Source organism: Lysobacter hankyongensis, assembly GCF_039543145.1.
GTDB classification, from domain to species: Bacteria; Pseudomonadota; Gammaproteobacteria; order Xanthomonadales; family Xanthomonadaceae; genus Lysobacter_I; species Lysobacter_I hankyongensis.
Genome location: NZ_BAABJE010000010.1, coordinates 1 through 20,566 on the forward strand (window position 1 = coordinate 1; position 20,566 = coordinate 20,566).

At 67.3% G+C, this 20,566-nt stretch carries 22 protein-coding genes and 1 tRNA gene; 2 read left to right on the top strand and 21 right to left on the bottom strand.

Annotated elements, in window-relative coordinates; all coding sequences use genetic code 11:
• Positions 1 to 23: 23 nt before the first annotated feature.
• The 21 genes from ABD974_RS09685 to aspS form a co-directional block, all read right to left on the bottom strand.
• Complete coding sequence (locus tag ABD974_RS09685) at positions 24 to 1,349, bottom strand: RHS repeat domain-containing protein (protein WP_345303117.1); 1,326 nt, start codon at positions 1,347 to 1,349, stop codon at positions 24 to 26.
• A 45-nt stretch (positions 1,350 to 1,394) separates the two neighbouring features.
• Positions 1,395 to 1,470, bottom strand: a tRNA-Lys gene (locus ABD974_RS09690).
• A gap of 96 nt (positions 1,471 to 1,566) precedes the next feature.
• The gene (gene queC, locus ABD974_RS09695; RefSeq protein WP_345303118.1) at positions 1,567 to 2,256 is read right to left on the bottom strand and encodes a 7-cyano-7-deazaguanine synthase QueC; all 690 of its coding nucleotides are present in this window, start codon (positions 2,254 to 2,256) and stop codon (positions 1,567 to 1,569) included.
• A 52-nt stretch (positions 2,257 to 2,308) separates the two neighbouring features.
• Positions 2,309 to 2,989 (bottom strand): 7-carboxy-7-deazaguanine synthase QueE, encoded by a 681-nt coding sequence (queE, locus tag ABD974_RS09700; RefSeq protein WP_345303119.1) that lies wholly within the window; start codon positions 2,987 to 2,989, stop codon positions 2,309 to 2,311.
• Positions 2,990 to 3,091: 102 nt separating this feature from the next.
• Complete coding sequence (ybgF, locus tag ABD974_RS09705) at positions 3,092 to 3,859, bottom strand: tol-pal system protein YbgF (RefSeq protein WP_345303492.1); 768 nt, start codon at positions 3,857 to 3,859, stop codon at positions 3,092 to 3,094.
• Between the two features lie 191 nt (positions 3,860 to 4,050).
• Positions 4,051 to 4,596, bottom strand: a complete 546-nt coding sequence (gene pal, locus ABD974_RS09710; protein ID WP_345303120.1) for a peptidoglycan-associated lipoprotein Pal — start codon at positions 4,594 to 4,596, stop codon at positions 4,051 to 4,053.
• An 84-nt stretch (positions 4,597 to 4,680) separates the two neighbouring features.
• Positions 4,681 to 6,021: a Tol-Pal system beta propeller repeat protein TolB gene (gene tolB / locus ABD974_RS09715; RefSeq protein WP_345303121.1), complete on the bottom strand. Its 1,341-nt coding sequence runs from the start codon at positions 6,019 to 6,021 to the stop codon at positions 4,681 to 4,683.
• An 84-nt stretch (positions 6,022 to 6,105) separates the two neighbouring features.
• On the bottom strand, positions 6,106 to 7,038 hold the full coding sequence (tolA, locus tag ABD974_RS09720) for a cell envelope integrity protein TolA (protein WP_345303122.1): 933 nt from the start codon (positions 7,036 to 7,038) through the stop codon (positions 6,106 to 6,108).
• The gene (tolR, locus tag ABD974_RS09725) at positions 7,039 to 7,479 is read right to left on the bottom strand and encodes a protein TolR (protein ID WP_345303123.1); all 441 of its coding nucleotides are present in this window, start codon (positions 7,477 to 7,479) and stop codon (positions 7,039 to 7,041) included. It lies immediately after the preceding gene.
• A gap of 86 nt (positions 7,480 to 7,565) precedes the next feature.
• On the bottom strand, positions 7,566 to 8,339 hold the full coding sequence (tolQ, locus tag ABD974_RS09730) for a protein TolQ (RefSeq protein ID WP_345303124.1): 774 nt from the start codon (positions 8,337 to 8,339) through the stop codon (positions 7,566 to 7,568).
• Between the two features lie 6 nt (positions 8,340 to 8,345).
• Positions 8,346 to 8,810, bottom strand: a complete 465-nt coding sequence (ybgC, locus tag ABD974_RS09735; RefSeq protein WP_345303125.1) for a tol-pal system-associated acyl-CoA thioesterase — start codon at positions 8,808 to 8,810, stop codon at positions 8,346 to 8,348.
• Entirely contained in the window at positions 8,800 to 9,840 is a 1,041-nt protein-coding gene (gene ruvB / locus ABD974_RS09740; protein WP_345303126.1) for a Holliday junction branch migration DNA helicase RuvB, read from the bottom strand. The genes ybgC and ruvB overlap by 11 nt, the downstream gene beginning before the upstream one ends.
• A 110-nt stretch (positions 9,841 to 9,950) precedes the next feature.
• Positions 9,951 to 11,879: a potassium transporter Kup gene (locus ABD974_RS09745; protein WP_345303127.1), complete on the bottom strand. Its 1,929-nt coding sequence runs from the start codon at positions 11,877 to 11,879 to the stop codon at positions 9,951 to 9,953.
• Positions 11,880 to 11,925: 46 nt separating this feature from the next.
• The gene (gene ruvA / locus ABD974_RS09750; protein ID WP_345303493.1) at positions 11,926 to 12,513 is read right to left on the bottom strand and encodes a Holliday junction branch migration protein RuvA; all 588 of its coding nucleotides are present in this window, start codon (positions 12,511 to 12,513) and stop codon (positions 11,926 to 11,928) included.
• A 209-nt stretch (positions 12,514 to 12,722) separates the two neighbouring features.
• On the bottom strand, positions 12,723 to 13,310 hold the full coding sequence (locus tag ABD974_RS09755) for an LURP-one-related/scramblase family protein (RefSeq protein WP_345303128.1): 588 nt from the start codon (positions 13,308 to 13,310) through the stop codon (positions 12,723 to 12,725).
• Between the two features lie 43 nt (positions 13,311 to 13,353).
• Positions 13,354 to 13,896: a crossover junction endodeoxyribonuclease RuvC gene (gene ruvC, locus ABD974_RS09760; RefSeq protein ID WP_345303129.1), complete on the bottom strand. Its 543-nt coding sequence runs from the start codon at positions 13,894 to 13,896 to the stop codon at positions 13,354 to 13,356.
• A gap of 23 nt (positions 13,897 to 13,919) precedes the next feature.
• Positions 13,920 to 14,651 carry a YebC/PmpR family DNA-binding transcriptional regulator gene (locus tag ABD974_RS09765; protein WP_345303130.1) on the bottom strand — a complete coding sequence of 244 codons (732 nt, stop codon included), beginning with the start codon at positions 14,649 to 14,651 and terminating at the stop codon, positions 13,920 to 13,922.
• An 80-nt stretch (positions 14,652 to 14,731) separates the two neighbouring features.
• Entirely contained in the window at positions 14,732 to 15,391 is a 660-nt protein-coding gene (locus ABD974_RS09770) for an esterase/lipase family protein (RefSeq protein ID WP_345303131.1), read from the bottom strand.
• A gap of 80 nt (positions 15,392 to 15,471) precedes the next feature.
• Positions 15,472 to 16,053 (bottom strand): SGNH/GDSL hydrolase family protein, encoded by a 582-nt coding sequence (locus tag ABD974_RS09775; protein ID WP_345303132.1) that lies wholly within the window; start codon positions 16,051 to 16,053, stop codon positions 15,472 to 15,474.
• Between the two features lie 24 nt (positions 16,054 to 16,077).
• Positions 16,078 to 16,608, bottom strand: coding sequence for a GNAT family N-acetyltransferase (locus ABD974_RS09780; RefSeq protein ID WP_345303133.1), 531 nt, complete (start codon positions 16,606 to 16,608; stop codon positions 16,078 to 16,080).
• Positions 16,609 to 16,717: 109 nt separating this feature from the next.
• A complete protein-coding gene (aspS, locus tag ABD974_RS09785) occupies positions 16,718 to 18,484 on the bottom strand; it encodes an aspartate--tRNA ligase (RefSeq protein ID WP_345303134.1) in 1,767 nt (588 codons plus the stop codon).
• A 143-nt stretch (positions 18,485 to 18,627) separates the two neighbouring features.
• Between aspS and ABD974_RS09790 the strand changes: the two genes are divergently transcribed.
• Both ABD974_RS09790 and ABD974_RS09795 read left to right on the top strand, forming a co-directional pair.
• Positions 18,628 to 19,809, top strand: a complete 1,182-nt coding sequence (locus ABD974_RS09790) for a DUF3011 domain-containing protein (RefSeq protein WP_345303135.1) — start codon at positions 18,628 to 18,630, stop codon at positions 19,807 to 19,809.
• 40 nt (positions 19,810 to 19,849) lie between these two features.
• A complete protein-coding gene (locus ABD974_RS09795) occupies positions 19,850 to 20,512 on the top strand; it encodes a DUF3011 domain-containing protein (RefSeq protein WP_345303136.1) in 663 nt (220 codons plus the stop codon).
• The last annotated feature ends 54 nt before the right edge of the window (positions 20,513 to 20,566 follow it).

Below are 20,566 nucleotides of genomic sequence, written 5' to 3' on the forward strand. Positions count from 1 at the left end.
GGGGAGCTCCTTCGGTGGGAACTCTACTTCCAAATGGATCGAATTAACGAGGACGCTTCACCATTCCCTCCGGCACTGGTTTTCCTTGGCCCTGTTGGCGCCGGCTTGAATTCCTCATCGCCACGTTCCGGCGAAACTTCAACTGTGCTGTTACAGTTCCCGGTCGGACAAACGCTGCGATACCCCGTCGGATCCGTCCCCGACAGCGGGTTGTTGAGGATGTAACTGTAAGGATTCAGGCTCTGCGAGTTCAATGGGAACTGGATGAACGGGTCCACGCCCATGAACCTTCCCAGATGGTAGTCGTACGCACGACCGTTCATGTGGATCAGCTCGAGCTGGTTCAGGTGCTCGTGCTGGGTGAAGCCCTTCGGCGTCACCGCGGTGCTGGCGATCTTCGCCGGGGTCAGGTCGTTCCAGCTGCCGTCTCTTGGCTTGCCGAACGCGTCGTAGCCGCGCGTTTCGGTCACCGTGCCGCTGCTGTTCGCCACCGCGTCCACGCTGCCGAGGCGGTCCTTCAGCAGGTACTCGACCGTTCTCGTCGCGCCGTTCCTGCTGATGACCGCGTAGTCGCCCACGTACACCTTCGTCTCACCGGTGTCGGTGCGGTGTTCGTAACCCGGCAGATAGACTCTCGATCCGTCCGCGCCCCAGCTTCGCGTGCGCTGGCCGTCGCTGCCGTAACGGAACCAGTCGGTCTGCGCGCCGCGCGTCGCCCTGGTCGGCAGGTTCTGGTGGTCGTACGCGATCGACAGACCCGCGTTGTCGCCGGTCAGGTTGCCGTTCGCGTCGTAGCAGTAGGTGCGCGTTCCGCCTGCGGCCAGTTGTACCGACTTCACCGCGTTCGCGCCGCCGCCGCAGCTGCCGCCGCTGTAGACGTACGCGTTCGCCGTGTCGCTGCTGAAGTCGCTCTTCTTCGTCAGGTTGCCCACCGCATCGAAGCCGTAGCTCACCGTCCCGCTGGCCGCGCCGCTGCGGATCGATTGCACCAACCGGTGCAGTTGATCGTAGCTGTAGTCCTCGCGGCTCTGCCCGGCATTCAGCGTCTGCCGCGTCAGGTTGCCGAACACCGCACCGAGAAACGGCTCATCCGCGACGAGATTCAACGCGGCGGCGAGCACGACGCAAGCACGCCTGCGGCAGACGCGAACGTAGCGGCGCCGTGTTCTCCCGATGCGAAATGGTGGGCCGTGAAGGGCGAAGCGGCGCGCCTGGGAGGCATCGCCTTGCGCGAGGGCAGGCAATCCTTCGCTTGTCGATGCCTGCCGTAGCAGGAAGTGGTGGGCCGTGAAGGATTCGAACCGCGCCAGGACGCGCTCGTCCTGCGACGACATCAAGGCCGTCGCCACGGCTGACGCCAGCGAATGACCGGTGCGTTGAAACCTTGGGAAAAGTGGTGGGCCGTGAAGGATTCGAACCTTCGACCAAAAGATTAAAAGTCTTCTGCTCTACCGACTGAGCTAACGGCCCGCGAAACCGGCCTGACGGCCGCCCGACGTTGCGCCGGGGCGCGCATTTTAGCCGAAACCGCCCCGAATGGGTCGATCCGGCGGAATCGTCGGGGTGTCAGGCCGGGACGTAGCGCGTCGGATCGGCCACCCCGGCATGGGCGAAGCCCTCGGCGCGGAGGCGGCAGGCGTCGCAGTGGCCACAGGCGCGGCCGTCGGCGTCGGCCTGATAGCAGGAGACGGTCTGGGCGAAATCGACGCCCAGGCGCAGGCCTTCGCGGACGATGTCGGCCTTGGTCATCCGCATCAGCGGGGCATGGATGCGGAACCCTGCGCCTTCGACGCCGGCCTTGGTGGCCAGGTTGGCCAGGGCTTCGAAGCCGGCGATGAACTCGGGCCGGCAGTCGGGATAGCCGGAATAGTCGACCGCGTTCACGCCGCAGAACAGGTCGGTGGCGCCCAGCACTTCGGCCCAGCCCAGCGCGACCGACAGCATGATGGTGTTGCGCGCCGGGACGTAGGTGACCGGAATATCGGCGCCGATCACATGACCGTCGGTGTCGACCGGGACCTGGATGGCCTCGTCGGTCAGTGCGGAGCCGCCGAGGCTGCGCAGGTCGACATGCACGGTCTTGTGCACGGCGGCGCCCAGCGCGGTTGCGACGCGCGCGGCGGCATCGAGCTCGGAAGTATGGCGCTGGCCGTAGCGCACGCTGAGCGCATGCGGCGCGAAGCCCTGTTCGCGGGCGATGGCCAGCACGACGGCGGAATCCATGCCTCCGGAGACGAGAACGACGGCGGGTTTCATGCGTTGCGATTCCTCAACTGACTTGTGCCTCAACAGTACTCGGCCGGCGCGCTCAGCGGCCCGGCTCGTCGTTCCACAGGATCTTGTGCAACTGCATCTGGAACTTCACCGGCAGGCGGTCCTGCACGATCCAGTCGGCAAGCGCGCGCGCGGACAGTTCGCTCTTGCTCGGCGAGAACAGCACGTCGCAGCGTTCGTGCAGGCGGTGCTCGGCGACGACGGCACGCGACCATTCGTAATCTTCGCGGTTGCAGATCACGAACTTCACCTGATCGTGCGCGGTCAGCAGCGGCAGATTCTCCCAGCGATTGCGCGCGACCTCGGCCGAACCGGGCGTCTTGATGTCGAGCACGCGCGAAACGCGCGGATCGACCTCTGCGATATCGATCGCACCCGAGGTTTCCAGCGAAACGACATGACCGGCATCGCAGAGCCGGCGCAGCAGGTCGAGGCAACGCTTCTGCGACAGCGGCTCGCCGCCGGTGACGCACACGTGACACACGCCGTGACCCGCGACCTCGGCCAGCAGATCGTCGATGGTCCGCCATTCGCCGCCGAAGAACGAATAGGTGGTGTCGCAGTATTGGCAGCGCAACGGGCAGCCGGTGAGGCGCACGAAGACCGTGGGCCAACCGGCGTCGCGCGCTTCGCCCTGCAGCGACAGGAAGACTTCGGTGATCTTCAGGCGATCCGCCATCGCGGCGGTCGCCGCGGCAGCGGGGTCGGCGTTCATCCGGGCATTTTAGCGGGTGACCGCACCGGTGGAGCGGCCTTGAGGTCGCTGGGCTTTTTCCGGACAAGCAGCGGCTTCAAGGCCGCTCTGCCGGGCGCGCGCTTACCGGACCCGCGACAGCTGGATCGCGCGGAGGCGATCGTCGGCGGTGCGCGCGGCCTCGGTGCCGGGATAGCGGGCGACGACCCGCGACAGCGTGGCTTCGGCGGCGTCGAGCTGGCGCAGGCCGTACTGGCACAGCCCCACCTTCAGCAGCGCGCCGGCGGCCTTGTCGTGGGTCGGATACTGGTTCAGCAGCGCCTGGAACTGCTCCAGCGCCAATGCGTAATTCTGGGTGACGTAATAACTCTCGCCGAGCCAATACATCGCGTTGGGCGCGAACACGCCGCTGGGATAACTGTCGAGAAAGGTCTGGAACGCACGCGCGGATTCGGCGTAGCGGCCCGCCTTCAGGGCATCGAAGGCGGCGCTGTAGGCGCCACGTTCGTCCATGCCCTTGCCGAGCGTGGACGCATCGCCGTAGACGCGCGGGGAGGCCTCCTGCACGGCCGGCGCGGCGGCGCCTGTCGGGGCGGGGATCGTGGCGTTTGGAGAGGCGGTCGGTGTGGCCGGCATCGACGGCAAGGATGGGGCCGACACCGACTGTGCGGCCGCCTTTTCCAGACGGTTGAGGCGATCGTCGAAATCGAGGGCCTGGTTGCGCCCGCTCTGCTTCTCCAGCTCGAGCTGCTGCTGAAGCTCTTCTATCTGCGCGCGCAGCGCCTGCACTTCGGTCTTCAGTTCGCCGACCTGATTGAGCAGATCGAGATTGCCCGAACGCATCGCGGTGAGCTGCTGCTCGAGCGCGGTGAGACGATCGGCGGTGCTCATGCGCTGCGCCGACGCCGGTGCGGCGAACGCGAGCGCCAAGATGAGGCAGGCGGAGAACGGCAAACGTCTGATGTGCACGACGGACGACCTGTTGCGGAGGGTGTTGCGATGGCCGCGGACCCGCGCGACGGCAGGTCCGTGGTGGACGGTTGAGCGGCGGGACGTCGCGGACGACGCCCCGCCCGCGGGCGTCACTTCGCGGTGTAGACGATCTCGACGCGACGGTTGCGGCCCCAGCAATCTTCATTGGAGTCGGTGCAGGTCGGACGCTCTTCGCCGTAGCTGACGACGGTGATCTGGCTGCCATCGCCACCGTTGGCCTGCACGGACGACGACACCGCATTGCCGCGGCGCTCGCCGAGGCCGAGGTTGTACTCGCGGCTGCCGCGCTCGTCGGCGTTGCCTTCCAGGGTCATGCGCGCGCTGGGACGATCGCGCAGATATTTGGCATGGCAGGCGACGATGTTCTGGAACTCGGGCTTCAGCGCGTCCTGGTCCAGATCGAAATAGACCACGCGCTGGCGCAGGCAGGCGTCGGTATCGAGATCGCCGGGGCCGTAGAGACCGCTGCCCATCGACGGGCCTGCGTTGTTGCCGATGCCGGACGACGTGGTGGACCCCGGATTGGAGGTGGTCGGGGTGGCGTCGGTGTTCGGATCTTCCTTCACTTTCTTGGAGCAGGCTGCGGCAGTCACGCAGAGGATCGCGGTGAGCAGCACTCGGGAGGTCGTGTTCATGGTGGTCCTCGTCTTTGTCGCAGGTGGAGTCGGGGGAACGAACGGAGCGGATCGATCAGCGGAAACGATCGGTGGAAACCGGGCTCAACGCGGCAGGCGATAGGGGCCCCATGCGGGCTCGCGCACATCGCCATTGGCCAGCACCAGACGCTGGCGCACACGGGCGTCGGCGGAGACCGCGTAGAGCACGCCACGACCACCTTCGCGGGCCGCGTAGAGCACCATGCTCGCGTTCGGCGCGAAACTCGGGGATTCGTCCAGCGAACCCGGCGAGAGCATGGACCAGCGCGGCGAACCGAGGCTGCGGTCGAGCATCGCGATACGGTACACGCTGCCGCTGCCCTGCGCCACGGCCACTTTCTTGCCGTCGGCGGACACCGTCGGCTTGGCGTTGTAACTGCCCTGGAAGGTGACGCGGCTGGCCGAACCGCCGCCCGCGGGCACCTGGTAGATCTGCGGGCGACCGCCGCGATCGGACGTGAAATACAGGCTGCTGCCGTCCGCGCTCCAGGTCGGTTCGGTGTCGATGCCGAACTGGTTGGTGATCTGGGTCAGCGCGCGACTGCCGAGATCCATCACGTAGATTTCGGGATTGCCGCTCTTCGACAGCGACATCGCCAGCCTGCGCCCGTCGGGCGAGAAGCTCGGCGCGCCGTTGATGCCCTTGAAGCTTGACACGGTTTCGCGCGCACCGGTGGCGATGTCCTGGATCACGATCGAGGAATTGCCGCGCTCGAAGCTGACATATGCGAGCTTGCGGCCGTCCGGACTCCAGGCCGGCGACAGCAACGGCTTGTCCGAACGCACGATGGTTTGCGGGCTGTAGCCGTCGGCGTCGGCGATCATCAGCGCGTACTGCGCGCCCTTGCCCACGCCGGTCTGCACGATGTAGGCGATGCGGGTCCAGAACGCACCGCGCACGCCGGTGATCTTTTCGTAGATGGCATCGGCGATCTGGTGGGCGACATCGCGCATCGCGTTGGTGCGCGCGGTGAGCGCGAAGGCGAGCAACCGATTCTTGGCGATGTCGAAGAGTTCGTATTCGACGCGATAGCCGCCGTCGCCGGCATCGATCACGCGGCCGACGACGACGTAGTTCTGTTTGGTCTGCTGGAAATAACCGAAATCGATCTCGCTGCCGCGGGTCGGGCGCTGGGCGCCGAGGTCGGCCGGCGGCATCGGCCGGAACTGGCCCGAACGCGCGAGATCGGCGCGGATGACGTCGGCGATATCGGTCTGGGGCGCGGCGCCCGCACCCTGATAGGGCATCGGGACCACCGCGATCGGCAGGGCCGAAGCGTTGCCGCCGACGATGTCGATCTCCAGTCCGCGCTGCTGGGCGAAGGCGACCAGCGGCAGCAACAGGAGCGACAGGACGAGACTCTGGAACAGGCGCTGCGGCGAGGGGAACGGCAGTCGGGTCATCAGCGGTCCGGGCAACTCACGGGAGCCGACAGCTTGGCCGCGAAAGCGGTCAGAAAGATGAACGAACCCGGACTCGCGGGCCGCTCAATTCTCCTGCGGCACGAAATTCAGGATGATCTCGCGCTCGAACACGGTTTCGAACCCCTCGTAGGGCAGCGGCTGGGCCTTCAGCACCGCCGCCTCGACGGAGCGGCGGCCGGCTTCGTCGTAGGGACAGGACGGGTCGGCCTGGGCGTTGAGCACGCGGCCGCCGGCGCTCTGGCGGATCACGACCTTGCAGCGTTGGCCGAGCGGCACGTTGTCGGGACGGATGAAGTTCGGCAGGATCGCGGCCTGCAACGCGGCGGCATAGCGCGCCCTGAGATTCGGGTCCGCACCGCGATTGCCCGGCGGCGGCGAAGCCGCAGCGGCGTTCGCCGAAGCCCGGCGCGCGCGCTCGTCGGCCAACTGGCGCAAACGCTCTTCGGCCAGGGCGGCCTCGCGCTGGGCCTGCTCGCGCTGCCGACGGATGTCCGCCAGCTGCTGATCGCGCTGCCGCTGCATCTCGCTCTGCCGCTGCTCGGCCTGTTCCTGGCGTCGACGCGCATCGGTGAGATCGACCTGCGCCTGGCGCCGGCGCGCTTCCTGCTCGCGCTGCGCGGCCGCTTCGGCGGCGGCATCGGGCTTCACTTCCTGCTGATCGACCGTGTCCGGATCGGGCAACTGCTCCTGCGGCCGCAACTGCTGCTCCGGCGGCGTTTCCTCCAGCGGTTCCGGCAACGGTTCTTCCTCGGGCAACGGCGGCTCCGGCGGCGGGGGCTCGGGCGTTTCGAGCGGCTCGGGCGGGCGCCGCAGCGCGCTGCGCATGCCGGCCGACAATGCGTTCGGATCGATCACGTCGGCCACGATCGGTTCGCCCGCCGCCACCGACGGCGGCGGCTGCCAGAGCGTGGCCACCAGCAGCAACAGCAGCGGCACCAGATGCACCAGCAGCGCAAGCAGGGACGCCTGCACGATGTCGACGCGGTTTTCGCGCATCTAGCGGCGTTCCTCCGGCAGGCTGACCAGGCTCACCTTGTCGATGCCGGCATCCTTGATCAGATCGATGCCGGACATCACCGTCTGGTAGCTGGCGTCGCGCGCACCGTTGACCAGCACGGTCGTTTCGCCGTTGCGGCTGCGCACGGCGCGCAGCTCGGCGACCATGTCGGCAGCGGTCATCTCGCGGTTCTTGCCACGCTGCAGCATCAGCGCATAGCGACCATCGGCGTAGATGCTGACGATGATCGGATCCTTCGGCGCCTCGAGCGATTTCGCGCGAGACTGCGGCAGCTTGATGTCGGTGCCCAGATTCATCAGCGGCGCGGTGACCATGAAGATGATCAACAGCACCAGCATCACGTCGATGTAGGGCACGACGTTGATCTCGGCCTTCAGTTTGCGCTTGCGGATGCGGCGACCGGCGGCGGTATGGGCCATGCGGACTTACCTCGGTGATGCGATGCGGGCAACGCGCGGGCGCGGCCCATGGATGCCTTGCGAACGCAAGATACGCTCGCGCGGGGTCAGGCCTCGTCGATGTGCGCCTGGCGCTGCAGGATCGACGAGAATTCTTCGGTGAAGGTGTCGTAGCGGACCGCGAGGCGTTCGACCCGGGTGGCGAAGCGGTTGTAGGCCCAGACCGCGGGAATCGCGGCGAACAGACCCATCGCGGTCGCGAGCAGCGCTTCGGAAATGTGCGGGCCGATCACGCCCATCGTCATTTCCTTGGCGTCGGCAAGGTCGTAGAACGCGAACATGATGCCCCAGACGGTGCCGAACAGGCCGACGTAGGGACTGATCGAGCCGACGTTGGCGAGGAATTCGAGATTGTGTTCGAGGCTGTCCAGCTCGCGCGACGCGGTGGCGCGCATGGAGCGCTGCGCGCCTTCGAGCTGCGAGCGTGCGTCCATGCCGCGGCGCTGGCGCACGCGGTTGAACTCGCGCAGGCCGCTCTCGAAAATCGCTTCCAGTCCGCCGATCTGCTGCTTGCGCGCGCTGGCCTCGGCGAAGAGGCGGCCGAGATCGCCGCCGGCCCAGAACCGCTCTTCGAAGCCGTCGGCTTCGCGCTGCGCGCGGTCGAGCTGGCTTTTCTTGCGGAAGATGATCAGCCAGGACATCAACGAGGCGATCAACAGCAGCGCCATCACCGACAGCACCGGCCAGGTCGCCTCGCTCAGCATCTTGTAGAGCATGCCGAGCGTGCTCTTCTGGGCGACGGCCGCGGCGGGCAGATCGAGCACTTCGGCCGGAAGCGGTTCCGCGGCCGCGGCCAGCAGGGTCATCGCAAGATCGATCATCCAACATCACTCCACGTTCGATTCGTCGTGCCGACGCTCGGCAGGCGTCGACTGCAATTGTTTCAACATCGGATACAGCGTCGGCGGGATCGCCTTGGGCTTGAAGTCGCCAGCGGCCAGCGCCGCGACCCGCACTTCGGCATCCAGCAGGCGCACGCCGTCGCGTTCGATGGTCTGCGCGATGACGAGACTGGCCCGTCGGCACTCGCGCAGGACCACGCCGACCTGCAGCGCGTCGTCCAGTCGCGCCGGCAGGCGGAAGTCGAGCGTCATCGCGCGCACCGCGAACACCAGATCGTGTTCGATGCGCAGAAGTTCCTGTCCGTATCCGTGGGCCCGCAACCATTCGGTGCGGGCGCGTTCGAGAAAGGCCAGATACTGCGCGTGGTAGACGACACCGCCTGCGTCGGTATCTTCCCAATAGACCCGTGTCGGCCAGCTGAACCCTTCGGTTCGGATCTCAGGCGCCATCGACACCCTCCACGAACAGGTCGCGGGCCGCGGTCCGGGGCTTCAGGCCCAGGTGCAGATAGGCCTTGCGGGTCGCCATGCGGCCGCGCGCGGTGCGCACGAGGAAGCCCTGCTGGATGAGATAGGGTTCGATCACGTCTTCGAGCGTGCCCCGCTCTTCCGACAGCGCCGCCGCCATCGATTCGACGCCGACGGGGCCGCCGTCGAAATTCTCGATGATGAGATTGAGCAGCCGCCGGTCCAGCTCGTCGAAACCTTCCGGATCGACCTTCAGCATCTTCATCGCGGCGTCGGCGACCTCGCGGTCGATGTGGCCCTCGGCGCGCACCTGGGCGAAGTCGCGGACCCGGCGCAGCAGGCGGTTGGCGATGCGCGGCGTACCGCGCGAACGGCGCGCGATCTCCCCGGCGCCCTCGGCCTCGCAGGCGATGCCGAGGATCTGCGCCGAACGGCGCACGATCCGGGTGAGCTCCTCGGCGCTGTAGAACTCCAGCCGCTGGACGATGCCGAAGCGGTCGCGCAGCGGCGCGGTGAGCAGGCCGGCGCGGGTGGTGGCGCCGATCAGCGTGAACGGCGGCAGATCGAGCTTGATCGAACGCGCCGCGGGGCCTTCGCCGATCATGATGTCGATCTGGAAGTCCTCCATCGCCGGATACAGCACTTCCTCGACCACGGGCGAGAGGCGGTGGATCTCGTCGACGAACAGCACGTCGTGCGGCTGCAGATTGGTGAGCAGCGCCGCGAGATCGCCGGCCTTCTCGATCACCGGCCCCGAGGTCACGCGCAGGTTCACGCCGAGTTCGTTGGCGATGACATGGCTGAGGGTGGTCTTGCCCAGTCCGGGCGGACCGAAGATCAGCACGTGGTCGAGGGCCTCGCCGCGACGCTTTGCGGCCTCGATGTAGATCGACATCTGCTCGCGCACCGGCACCTGGCCGAGATATTCGTCCAGCCGCTTCGGGCGGATGCTGGCGTCGGCGATGTCGTCTTCGCGGGTGGCGCCGCTGGCGATGATGCGGTCTGTGGTCATGCGGTCATTATGCCCGCCCTTCCGGTAGAGCGGGCTTCAGCCCGCTGTCGATCCTGCTGAAAGGGTCAGCGGGCTGAAGCCCGCTCTACCGGAATATCGCCCCGGCGGGATCAGATCTGCACCTGCGCGCCCAGTTCCACCAGCCGGTTGCCCGGGATCCGGAAGAAGCCGGTCGCCGAGGCGGCATTGCGATGCATCACCGCGAACAGTTTGTCGCGCCAGACCGGCATGCCGCGATGGGCGCTGGCGACGATGGTTTCGCGGCTGGCGAAATAGGTGGTGTCCATCGGGTCGAAATGGATGCCGCCCTTGTCGCAGCTGCGCATCAGCGCCAGCGGCACGTCGGGGGTTTCCATGAAGCCGAAGCGGATCACGACGCGGTAGAAATCGTTGCCGATGGATTCGATCTTCAGCCGCTTGTCCTTCGGGGCGTACGGCACGTTCAGGGTGTCGACGGTGAGGAAGACGTTGCGCTCGTGCAGCACCTTGTTGTGCTTGAGATTGTGCATCAGCGCATGCGGCACCACGGTCTTGTCGGCGGTGAGGAACACGGCGGTACCGGGCACGCGCACCGGCGGCGCCAGCATCAGCCCGGGCAGGAAGGTCTCGAGCTGGATGCCGTCCTTGCGGATCTCGGCATGCAGCAGCTCGCGGCCGCGGCGCCAGGTGCGCATCATGGTGAACGCGGTGATGCCGATGAACAGCGGCACCCAGGCGCCGACGCCGGTCAGCAGTTTGGCGCCGTTGGCGAACAGGAAGGCGCAGTCGATGAACAGGAACAGGCCGCACAGTGGCAGCACCCAGCGACGCGTGTCCGGCCAGCGGGTGTAGGCGACGATCGCCAGCAGCAGCGTATCGATCAGCATCGTGCCGGTGACCGACAGGCCGTAGGCCGTGGCCAGCGCGGTGGAGCTGCGGAAGCTGAAGACCAGCAGGATGACCGCGCCGAACAGCATCCAGTTGATCGAAGGCACGTAGATCTGGCCGATGGTGTCCTTCGAGGTGTAGCGGATCGCCAGCCGCGGCACGTAACCGAGCTGGATCGCCTGCCGGGTCACCGAGAACGCGCCGGTGATCACCGCCTGCGAGGCGACCGCCGCGGCGATGGTGGCCAGCACCAGCATCGGGATCTGCGCCCAGGCGGGAATCGACATGTAGAACGGGTTGGCCACCGCGGCCGGATTGACCAGCAGCAGCGCGCCCTGGCCGAAGTAATTCAGCACCAGGGCGGGCAACACGAAGCCGAACCAGCCCCAGCGGATGGGCGCCTTGCCGAAGTGGCCGAGGTCGGCGTACAGCGCCTCGCCGCCGGTGACGGTGAGCACCACCGCGCCGAGGATCAGCACCGCGTGCCAATTGTGGGTGGCGAAGAAATGCCAGGCCCAGTAGGGATTCATCGCCTTCAGCACGATCGGATTCTGGACGATGTTCCACAGGCCGAACGCCGCGATCACCACGAACCAGCTGATCATGATCGGACCGAAGGCCTTGCCGACCTTGGCGGTGCCGAAGCGCTGGAACGCGAACAGACCAGTCAGGATGACCACGCTGATCGGCAGCACCCAGTTCTTGAACACCGGCGAGATGACTTCCAGGCCCTCGACCGCGCCGAGCACGGTGATCGGCGGGGTGATCATGCCGTCGCCGAAGAACAGCGCCGCGCCGAAGATGCCGAGGATGCCGACCGTGTAGCTCATGCGCGAGCCCGTCTTCAGGCTGCGCTGCGCCAGCGCTGTCAGGGCCATGATGCCGCCCTCGCCTTCGTTGTCGGCGCGCATGATCACGATCACGTACTTCAGGGTGACCACCAGCAGCAGCGACCAGAACCCGAGCGAGAGCAGGCCCTTCACCGTTTCCGCATCGGGGGTGAGGCCGAAATGCGGATGGAACATTTCCTTGATGGTGTACAGCGGGCTGGTGCCGATGTCGCCGAACACCACGCCGACCGCACCCGCGACCAGCGCGGCCATGCCCGCCTTGCCATGACCGCCGTGCGCGCCATGCGCCGGCGAAGAACCGTTGGAGGAAGCTGTGCTCATCGGAAGAAAGCCGGATGGCCCTCGAAGCGTGGATGTCGGTGGGGGATCAGCGCAGCGCGGACTGCAGCGCCTTGCGGATGATGGTGGCGGCATCGTCGCCGGCAGCGGTGGCGTCGCGCGCCATGCGTGCGGCTTCGGCCGGCTTGTAGCCGAGCTGCTGCAATGCGCTGGTCGCTTCGGACTGCGCATCGGCAGGCATGCCGGCGATCGGCGCGCTGGTCCCGGTCGCGAAATCCGCTGCGCGATCGCGCAGTTCCACGACCATGCGCTCGGCGGTCTTCTTGCCGATGCCGGGAATGCGGGTGAGCGCGGTCACGTCGCCGGTCTGGATCAGCCGCGCGAACTCGTCGACGCTGGCGCCCGACAGCACCGCCAGCGCGATCTTCGCGCCGATGCCGCTGACCTTCTGCACGTCGCGGAACAGGCGGCGTTCGCCATCGCGCAGGAAGCCGTACAGCGACACGCTGTCCTCCTTCTGCGCGTAATGCGTGAACAGCACGATTTCGCGGCCGACCTCAGGCAGGTCGTAGAACGTGCTCATCGGCGCTTCCAGTTCGTAGCCGACGCCGTGCACGTCCACCACGATCCATGGCGGCTGCTTGTGGATGAGCGTGCCCTTCAGGCGGCCGATCACATCAACCTCCCACTCACGGTCGAAAGCGGCAGCCATCCTTGGCGCGACACACAGGCTTCCGGAGCGCCCTGCCCGGCCATCCCTGGCCGGGCGTTCAGCGGCGCGCGAGGCAGTGCCTCGCGAGCGCGCCGCTTCACCCAAGGCGGCTGCTTGTGGATCAGGATGCCTTTCAAACGTCCGATCATGATCGTCTCCGCGTGGCGCCGGGATTACTCTTTCAGCACCATGTCGATGCACATCACCGCGGCCATGATCAGGATGCGGACATCGTCGTCCGCCGGCACCCGATCGCCGATCGACAGCACGTAATTGTCGGCGCTGGTGAACAGTTCCCTGCCCAGCCCGTTCCATTTCTTGCTCACCACCGCGAGCTCCTTCTCGCCGCGGAGGAACTTGAACTCCCAACTGGTCCATTTGCCCTTGAGGACGCAGACCTCGTTGTCGCGCGCGTCGAGAACGCGGAACGCACCACCGATCGAGAACAGCTTCTGCTTGAAGCCGCCGACCAGGCGGCCACTGCCGTCCAGCACTTCGACCTTGGACAGGAACAGCGACACGCCGCGGCGCACCGTGAGCACCCTGCGCCCGTCGGGATCGGTCAACACCACCTCGAACGGGGTCATCCGCTTGTAATCGGTGAACCGGAAAAGCTTGGTGAAAAAGCCCAGATTCGGTTCACGGCATTCGATGAGCTTCGCGCCGCTCGCCGGATCGAACACGTCGTAATTGTTGGCGGCCTTGAAGATGCCGGCGTGTTCTTTGATCAGGAACAGGTTCTGGTTCAGTGCCGCGTGCATGGACGGATACCGTGAAGAGGAAAAGAGAATGATGTCGCGCGGATCAGCGCTTGCCCCAAGCCGCGCGTGTGCCCACGCCCAGCCGGTGCGCGGTCGCGCGCACGTGCGCGTGCGTGATCGCGACCGCCAGGGCATCGGCGGCGTCCGCCTGCAGCTTGCCCTTCAGATTGAGCATGATGCCGACCATGTGCTGGATCTGGGCCTTGTCGGCGCCGCCGGTGCCGACCACCGCCAGCTTGACCTCCTTGGCCGCGTATTCGTGCACCGGCAGGTCGCGCTGGACCGCGGCGCAGATCGCCGCGCCGCGGGCGTGGCCGAGTTTGAGCGCCGAATCGGGGTTGCGGGCCATGAATACCTTTTCAATCGCCACTTCGTCGGGGCGATGGGTCTCGATGATATCGGTCAGCCCTTGGAGCAATCGCTTCAATCGCAGCGGAAAATCCTCGCGCCCGTCGCCGTCGCCGTCGGTCGCCAGCAGGTTCAGCGGCGCATGGAAGACATGGCTGGGGCGCCCCGCGGCGTCGACATCGATGATGCCCACGCCGGTGCGCTGCGAACCGGGATCGATGCCGAGGATGCGTGTCACTGGATTCGCTCGGCCTTCGCGCTTCAGGCGTACGCGTCTTGGCCGAGCTCGGCGTTGGAATACACGTTCTGCACGTCGTCCATGTCCTCCAGCCAGCGCAGCAGTTTGACCACCTGTTGCGCGGTCTCGCCCGACACCGGGCTGTCGTTGTCGGCGCGATAGGTGACCTCGGCGATATCGGCGACCAGGCCCGCGGCATCCATGGCCGCCTTCACCGACGGAAACGCGTCGGGCGCGGTGAGGACGTCGATCGCGCCGTCTTCGGGATACACCACGACATCGTCGGCGCCGGCGTCGATCGCGATGTCGGTAATCTTCTCTTCGTCGGCGCCGGCCGCGAAGGACAGCACGCCGAGCTTCCTGAACATGAAGGACACCGAGCCTTCGGTGCCCATGTTGCCGCCGCATTTGCTGAAAGCATGGCGCACGTCGGCCACGGTACGGACCTTGTTGTCGGTCAGGCAATCGACGATCACCGCGACCCCGCCCGGGGCGTAGCCCTCGTAGCGCACTTCCTCGTATTCGACGCCTTCGAGTTCGCCGGTGGCCTTCTTGATCGCGCGCTCGATGACGTCCTTCGACATGTTCACGCCGAGCGCCTTGTCGACGGCGGTGCGCAGGCGCGGATTGCCGTTGGGATCGCCGCCGCCGGCGCGCGCGGCGACGCCGATCTCGCGGATGATCTTGGTGAAAATCTTGCCGCGCTGCGCGTCGACCGCGTTCTTGCGCGCTTCGATGGAAGGCCCTCTACCCATGGACGTCACGCACCTGTCGGAATGCCAAGCCGCGCATTTTACCCACAATGGGCGGGTGGCACCGCGGATCGGGCGCCGGATCAGCCCGCGAATCGCCCGTGGTGCAGGAAATGCCCGGCCTGACGGGCCGCATCGACGGACATGACCAGACCGCTGTGGCTGGCGGGGACGACGCAGTGGTCGGCCAGGCCCCGCAGGCGGGTCTCGGCCACGGTCACGGTGCCGTCGGAGTCGCCGTCCATCCGGGTGAACCAGCCGCCGACCCCGCGGGCGTGGTTGCCGGCCACCACGCCGACCGCTGCCGGTCCCTGCCAGGGGGCGCAGCCGGTTTCGAGCAGGCCGCGGCTGCGGCCGAGCAGCAGCGAAAGCGGCGGGCGGCCGCCGATCGCCGTCGCCACCCCGCTGCCGCACAGGGGCGAGCCCAGGCAGACCACCCGCCGCACCGGCAGCTCGGGCGCGCGGCGCAGGGCTTCGAGGATGACCAGCCCGCCGAGGCTGTGGCCGACCAGCAGTTCGACCGGATGCCGGCGAAGATGGGCGATCAGGCGGTCGCCGGCCCGTTCGGGATCGCGCAGCACGCTGTCGTAGCCGAACAGCCGGGGCGCGAGCCCCTCGCCGCGCAGGCGCAGGGCGAAGGGCGCCAGCCAGGCCTTGGCGTTCCAGATGCCGTGGACGAGCAGCACGGGCGGCGCCTTGGCGGCGGAAGGCGCATCGCCTGGAAGATCGGAGGTCGTCGGCATGACAGGCGGGCGTCCGGTGGGGCGTTCATCGCGACATGGGCATCGCCGGTCCGGATCGCAAGCCCGGCCAGCCGCTTCCTTCAGCTCGCTGCCGAAATGATCGCGTCGGCGATGCAGGCGCCGATGCGCGCGTTGCCGGCCGGCGTGAAATGGACGCCGTCGGGCAGCAGCAGATCATCGATCGGCGTCTCGCCGCTCGGTGTCCGCAGCAGCTTCGCATGCAGATCGTGGACACGGATGCCGCAGGCGTTCGCGATCTCGATGGAGATGCGGTTGTATTCGAGCAGATCCGCCCGGTATCGCCGCGATGCCTTGGCGGCGTTGTGCCGCACCTCGTCGATGGGCGTGCTGGTGGCCCAGACGATCGTCGCGCCGCCGCGCGTCAGCGCATCGAAGATCGCGCGCAGGTTGTCCGCGTATTCGTGCGCAGAGCACACCGGATGCGACCGCCCGGGGTCGTGACGGATGTCGTGCAGACCGCAGTTGATGTGCAGCACATCGAACGTCCCCGGCGGCAGCCATGCGTCGAGGTGGGCGCGCACGGTGCGCGACGATTCGCAGTTCGCGTCGGGCGCGTACAGCGAGAATCCGGACGGCAGGCGTTCGCGAACGAACGGCTGCGCGTTCATGCGGATGGAGTCGCCGATCAGCGCGACCCTCACGGCCGGGTCTCCATCACGCCGCACTCAGCGCTGCGGCGCATCCGCAGGGCGACGGAAAATGAATTCGTGATCGTTGGTGGCGCCGACCGGGAACAGGTATTCGCCGACTTTCCCGAACCCGTAGCGACCGTAGAACCGCTGCGCACCGAAGTTCTCGCTCCACACGCCCACCCACAGCGTGCGCGGGCCATCGCGCAGCAGCCAGTCCATCGCGCACTGCATCAGCTGCGCACCCCAGCCGCCGTTGTGCGCCCGCTGCAGGATGTAGAGACGCTTGATCTCGCCGTCGCCCTCGCGGACATCGGCATGCGGCAGTCCGCAGGGGCCGACGAGGATATGCCCGATCGCCTCGTCGCCGTCTTCGAGCAGCCACGCCGCATAACGCGGATCCTCCAGCGCCTCGCGCTGGGTCTCGGCGATGTAGCTGGTGCGCAGGAAATACGCGAGATCCTCGGGCGGATACAGGTGCCCGAAGGTCTCGGTGAAATTGCGCCGCGCGATGTCGGCGACGCGCTCGGCGTCGGCGGGGGTGGCGCGGCGGATGGCGTAGGTCATCGCAAACCTCTCGATCTGCGGATGGGTGAAGCGGTCTGATCAGACCGCCCACCAACATCCCGTCAATTCATTTTCACCGGCCGTGGGCACGGCCCGACTGTCGCCGCACTCAAGACGCTGCCTGGGCCGGCCGCACCTGCACATGCACCTCGGCCAGCTGCGCGTCCGGGATCGGCGACGGCGCGCCGGTCATCAGGCACTGCGCGGTGGTGGTCTTCGGGAATGCGATCACGTCGCGGATCGATTCGGTGCCGGCCATCAGCGCGGCGATGCGGTCGATGCCGAAGGCGATGCCGCCGTGCGGCGGCGCGCCGTAGCGCAGCGCGTCGAGCAGGAAGCCGAACTTCAGCTCGGCTTCGTCCTTGCCGATGCCCAGCAATTCGAACACCGCCGACTGCATCGACGAGCGGTGGATGCGGATCGAACCGCCGCCGATCTCGTTGCCGTTGAGCACCATGTCGTAGCCGCGCGACACCGCGGTCTTCGCGTTCGCGCGCAGATCGGCCTCGTCGTCGACCGCTGGCGCGGTGAAGGGATGATGCAGGGCGACGTAGCGCTGCGCTTCATCGTCCCACTCGAACATCGGGAAGTCGGTGACCCACAGCGGCTTCCAGCCGGCGTCGACCAGATCCAGGTCCCTGCCGAGCTTCAGGCGCACGGCGCCCATGAAATCGCTGGCGGTCTTGTACGACGCGGCGCCGAAGAAGATCGCATCGCCGCTCTGCGCGCCCGTGGCCTGCACGATGGCGGCGAGCGTGGCGTCGTCGAGGAACTTGGCGATCGGCGAATTGATGCCGTCGCGGCCCTTCGCGGCGTCGTCGATCTTCATCCAGGCCACGCCCTTGGCGCCGTACTTCGCGGCGTGCGCGCCGAGGTCGTCGATCTGCTTGCGCGACAGCGCCGCGCCGCCCGGTGCGCGCAGCGCGATCACGCGGCCGTCCTCGTGGTTCGCCCAGTCGGTGAACACCTTGAACCCGCAGGTCTTCACCAGATCGGCGATGTCGGTGAACTCCATCGCGATCCGAAGGTCGGGCTTGTCCGAACCGTAGCGGCGCATGGCTTCGGCGTAGGTCATGCGCGGGAATTCGCCCAGCTCCACATCCATCACTTCGCGGAAGACCTCGCGGATCATCGACTCGGTGGCGTCCTGCACGTCGCGCTCGCCCACCCACGCGAATTCCATGTCGAGCTGGGTGAATTCGAGCTGGCGGTCGGCGCGCAGCGCTTCGTCGCGGAAGCAGCGCGCGATCTGGTAGTAACGGTCGAAACCGGCCACCATCAGGATCTGCTTGAACAGCTGCGGCGACTGCGGCAGCGCGTAGAACTCGCCCGGATGCATGCGCGCCGGCACCAGGAAGTCGCGCGCGCCTTCCGGCGTGGCCTTGGTGAGGATCGGGGTTTCGATGTCCTGGAAGCCGCGCGCGTCCAGCCAGCGGCGCAGCGCCTGCACCAGGCGGATGCGGGTGCGCATCATCTGCTGCATCTCGGGGCGGCGCAGATCGAGATAGCGGTATTTCAGGCGCACGTCTTCGCCGGCGTTCTCGTGGGCATGGAACGGCAGCGGCTCGGCCTTGTTCAGCACGTCGATGGCAGTCGGCACGATCTCGACCTTGCCGCTGCGGATCTTGTCGTTGGCGGCATAGCGCGCGCGCACCGTACCGGTGACGCGCACGCAGTCCTCATGGCCGAGTTCGCCGGCGGCCTTGAACAGCTCCGGCTGATCGCTCTCGATGAGTACCTGCACGATGCCCTCGTGGTCGCGCAGATCGACAAAGGCCTGATGGCTCTGGACGCGGGCTTTGTTGACCCAGCCGCACAGGGTCACGGTCTGGCCGATCAGCGCCTCGTCGACGAGGCCGCAGAAGTGGGTACGCATGGGGGAACTCCGGGTGTAGGATTCCGGCGTCTGCCGGAGACCGCGCATTTTAGCGGTTGCGGCGGCCGGGCGCGGCCTGTCGTCGTCACCGCGCCCGATCGTCCGCCCGCGACGCACCGACACCCGCCCCACAGGAGCACCCGATGGAACGCCAGTCCCCCCTGTTGTCGCGAACTTTGCTGTCGCGAGCCCCGTCGTCGCAGGCACGTCCGCGAGGATTCGCCGCCACACTGCTGCTCTTCGCGCTGGGCGGCGGCATCGCGCTGATGCCCGCACTGGGCATGGCGCAGGCGGCGCCGGGCGGCGTGGAAACCAAGGCCTATGCGCCGGAACGGCTGTGGGAACTGCCGGTCGAAGACCAGCGGCGGGTGATCGGTCTCGAATACGGCGAACAGTCCGACGGCCGCACCATCCCCGACGACCAGATGCGCTTCTATCTGGACCAGGTGCGGTTCTCGCGCTGGACCTTCAGCCAGATCCGCACCGATATCGCCCAGTCGCTGGCCGGCAACGGCCTCAGCGACCCCGCCTCCCCGCACACCCTGCGCTGCGAGAGCACCGACGGCCGCCAGAAGACCTGTCGCCCGACCTGGCAGGGCATGTCGAAACTGGTCCGGCAGTTGTCGAACACCGCCTGCATCCAGGGCCAGACCTGGTCGTCCACGCCCGGCCAGATCTGGGTCAGCGGCGGCTGCCGCGCGGAGTTCACCGAGGAAATCGACACCACCGCCGGCGGCATCCGCTGCGAAAGCCAGGAAGGCCGCAGCCAGACCTGCCCGGTGCCGTGGCGCGGCACCGCGAAGCTGATCCGGCAGTTGTCGGGCACCCGCTGCGTCGCCGGCCAGAACTGGTCGAGCGGCAACGGCCAGGTGCGGGTCAGCGGTGGCTGTCGCGGCCTGTTCGTCGCCAGCGGCGACGGCCCCATCGGCAGCGGCGAAATCCGCTGCGAAAGTACCGACGGCAAGTACAAGGAGTGCGGCAGCAATCTGTACGGCACCCCCGAACTGGTCAGCCAGTTGTCGGGCACCAACTGCACCCTCGACCGCAACTTCGGTCTGCGCAACGGCAAGCTGTGGGTGAACCTGGGCTGCCGCGGCATCTTCAGCGTGAAGGATGGCTCCACCGAGGGCTATCGCGTCACCTGCGAGAGCTACAACGGCAAGTACAACGAATGCAAGTGGGACCATACCCGTGGCCCGCCGCGCCTGCTGCAGAAACTGTCGCGCCGCCCCTGTTTCCAGGGGTCGAGCTGGGGCTACAACCGCCGCGGCAACCTGTGGGTGAACACCGGCTGCAGCGCCGTGTTCGCGCCGAACAACCGCTGATCGCCACGCACGCCCGCTCCAGAGAAAAGGATCACCCGCCATGCCCAGCCTCCGCCTGCTCGCCAGCCTGCTTCTCGCCTTCGCCGCCTGCGCCAACGCACCCGCGGCACAGGCGCAACTGTTCGACAAGGACAGCGTCCGCTGCGAAAGCAAGGAGGGCCGACGCGAAACCTGCGACGTGTCCTGGCCCGGCCAAAGCCGGCTGGTCCGGCAGATGTCGGCCACCGACTGCGTGAAGGGCCGCAACTGGGGCGCCACCGCCGGCAAGGTCTGGGTCTCCGGCGGCTGTCGCGGCGAGTTCGGCCCGCAGTACGCGGGCGAAGAGGTCCGCTGCGAAAGCAGCGACGGCCGCTACAAGGCATGCGGCCGCAACCTTTACGGACAGGCCGATCTGATCCGTCAATTGTCGGACACCCCCTGCCGCCAGGGCAGCAGTTGGGGCCTGCGCGACGGCGCGATCTGGGTGGACAAGGGCTGTCGCGGCGTGTTCCGCGTCGGCGACAGCGGCGGCCGCTACAGCACCACCTGCGCCAGCGAGAACGGCCGTCGCCAGAGCTGCGCCTGGGACAAGGCCCGCGGCACGCCGGTGCTGCTGGAAACGCTGTCGAACTCGCCCTGCGTGCAGGGCCGCAGTTGGGGCTACGACAAGAAGCAGGGCCTGTGGGTGGACGAGGGCTGCCGGGCGCGCTTCGGCCTGCGCTGATGGCCTGACCCTTGTACCGGTAGAGCGGCCTTCAGGCCGCTGCTTCAGCGGTAG

What these genes read in the sequence shown, in the direction of transcription:
- tolQ (WP_345303124.1), bottom strand. Translation starts at nt 8,339, where the DNA reads ATGATCGATCTTGCGATGACCCTGCTGGCCGCGGCCGCGGAACCGCTT.
- queC (WP_345303118.1), bottom strand. Translation starts at nt 2,256, where the DNA reads ATGAAACCCGCCGTCGTTCTCGTCTCCGGAGGCATGGATTCCGCCGTC.
- ruvB (WP_345303126.1), bottom strand. Translation starts at nt 9,840, where the DNA reads ATGACCACAGACCGCATCATCGCCAGCGGCGCCACCCGCGAAGACGAC.
- ABD974_RS09795 (WP_345303136.1), top strand. Translation starts at nt 19,850, where the DNA reads ATGCCCAGCCTCCGCCTGCTCGCCAGCCTGCTTCTCGCCTTCGCCGCC.
- ABD974_RS09770 (WP_345303131.1), bottom strand. Translation starts at nt 15,391, where the DNA reads ATGCCGACGACCTCCGATCTTCCAGGCGATGCGCCTTCCGCCGCCAAG.
- pal (WP_345303120.1), bottom strand. Translation starts at nt 4,596, where the DNA reads ATGAACACGACCTCCCGAGTGCTGCTCACCGCGATCCTCTGCGTGACT.
- tolR (WP_345303123.1), bottom strand. Translation starts at nt 7,479, where the DNA reads ATGGCCCATACCGCCGCCGGTCGCCGCATCCGCAAGCGCAAACTGAAG.
- ABD974_RS09790 (WP_345303135.1), top strand. Translation starts at nt 18,628, where the DNA reads ATGGAACGCCAGTCCCCCCTGTTGTCGCGAACTTTGCTGTCGCGAGCC.
- ABD974_RS09755 (WP_345303128.1), bottom strand. Translation starts at nt 13,310, where the DNA reads ATGCACGCGGCACTGAACCAGAACCTGTTCCTGATCAAAGAACACGCC.
- ABD974_RS09745 (WP_345303127.1), bottom strand. Translation starts at nt 11,879, where the DNA reads ATGAGCACAGCTTCCTCCAACGGTTCTTCGCCGGCGCATGGCGCGCAC.
- ABD974_RS09765 (WP_345303130.1), bottom strand. Translation starts at nt 14,651, where the DNA reads ATGGGTAGAGGGCCTTCCATCGAAGCGCGCAAGAACGCGGTCGACGCG.
- tolB (WP_345303121.1), bottom strand. Translation starts at nt 6,021, where the DNA reads ATGACCCGACTGCCGTTCCCCTCGCCGCAGCGCCTGTTCCAGAGTCTC.
- ABD974_RS09780 (WP_345303133.1), bottom strand. Translation starts at nt 16,608, where the DNA reads ATGACCTACGCCATCCGCCGCGCCACCCCCGCCGACGCCGAGCGCGTC.
- ybgF (WP_345303492.1), bottom strand. Translation starts at nt 3,859, where the DNA reads ATGAGCACCGCCGATCGTCTCACCGCGCTCGAGCAGCAGCTCACCGCG.
- aspS (WP_345303134.1), bottom strand. Translation starts at nt 18,484, where the DNA reads ATGCGTACCCACTTCTGCGGCCTCGTCGACGAGGCGCTGATCGGCCAG.
- ybgC (WP_345303125.1), bottom strand. Translation starts at nt 8,810, where the DNA reads ATGGCGCCTGAGATCCGAACCGAAGGGTTCAGCTGGCCGACACGGGTC.
- tolA (WP_345303122.1), bottom strand. Translation starts at nt 7,038, where the DNA reads ATGCGCGAAAACCGCGTCGACATCGTGCAGGCGTCCCTGCTTGCGCTG.
- queE (WP_345303119.1), bottom strand. Translation starts at nt 2,989, where the DNA reads ATGAACGCCGACCCCGCTGCCGCGGCGACCGCCGCGATGGCGGATCGC.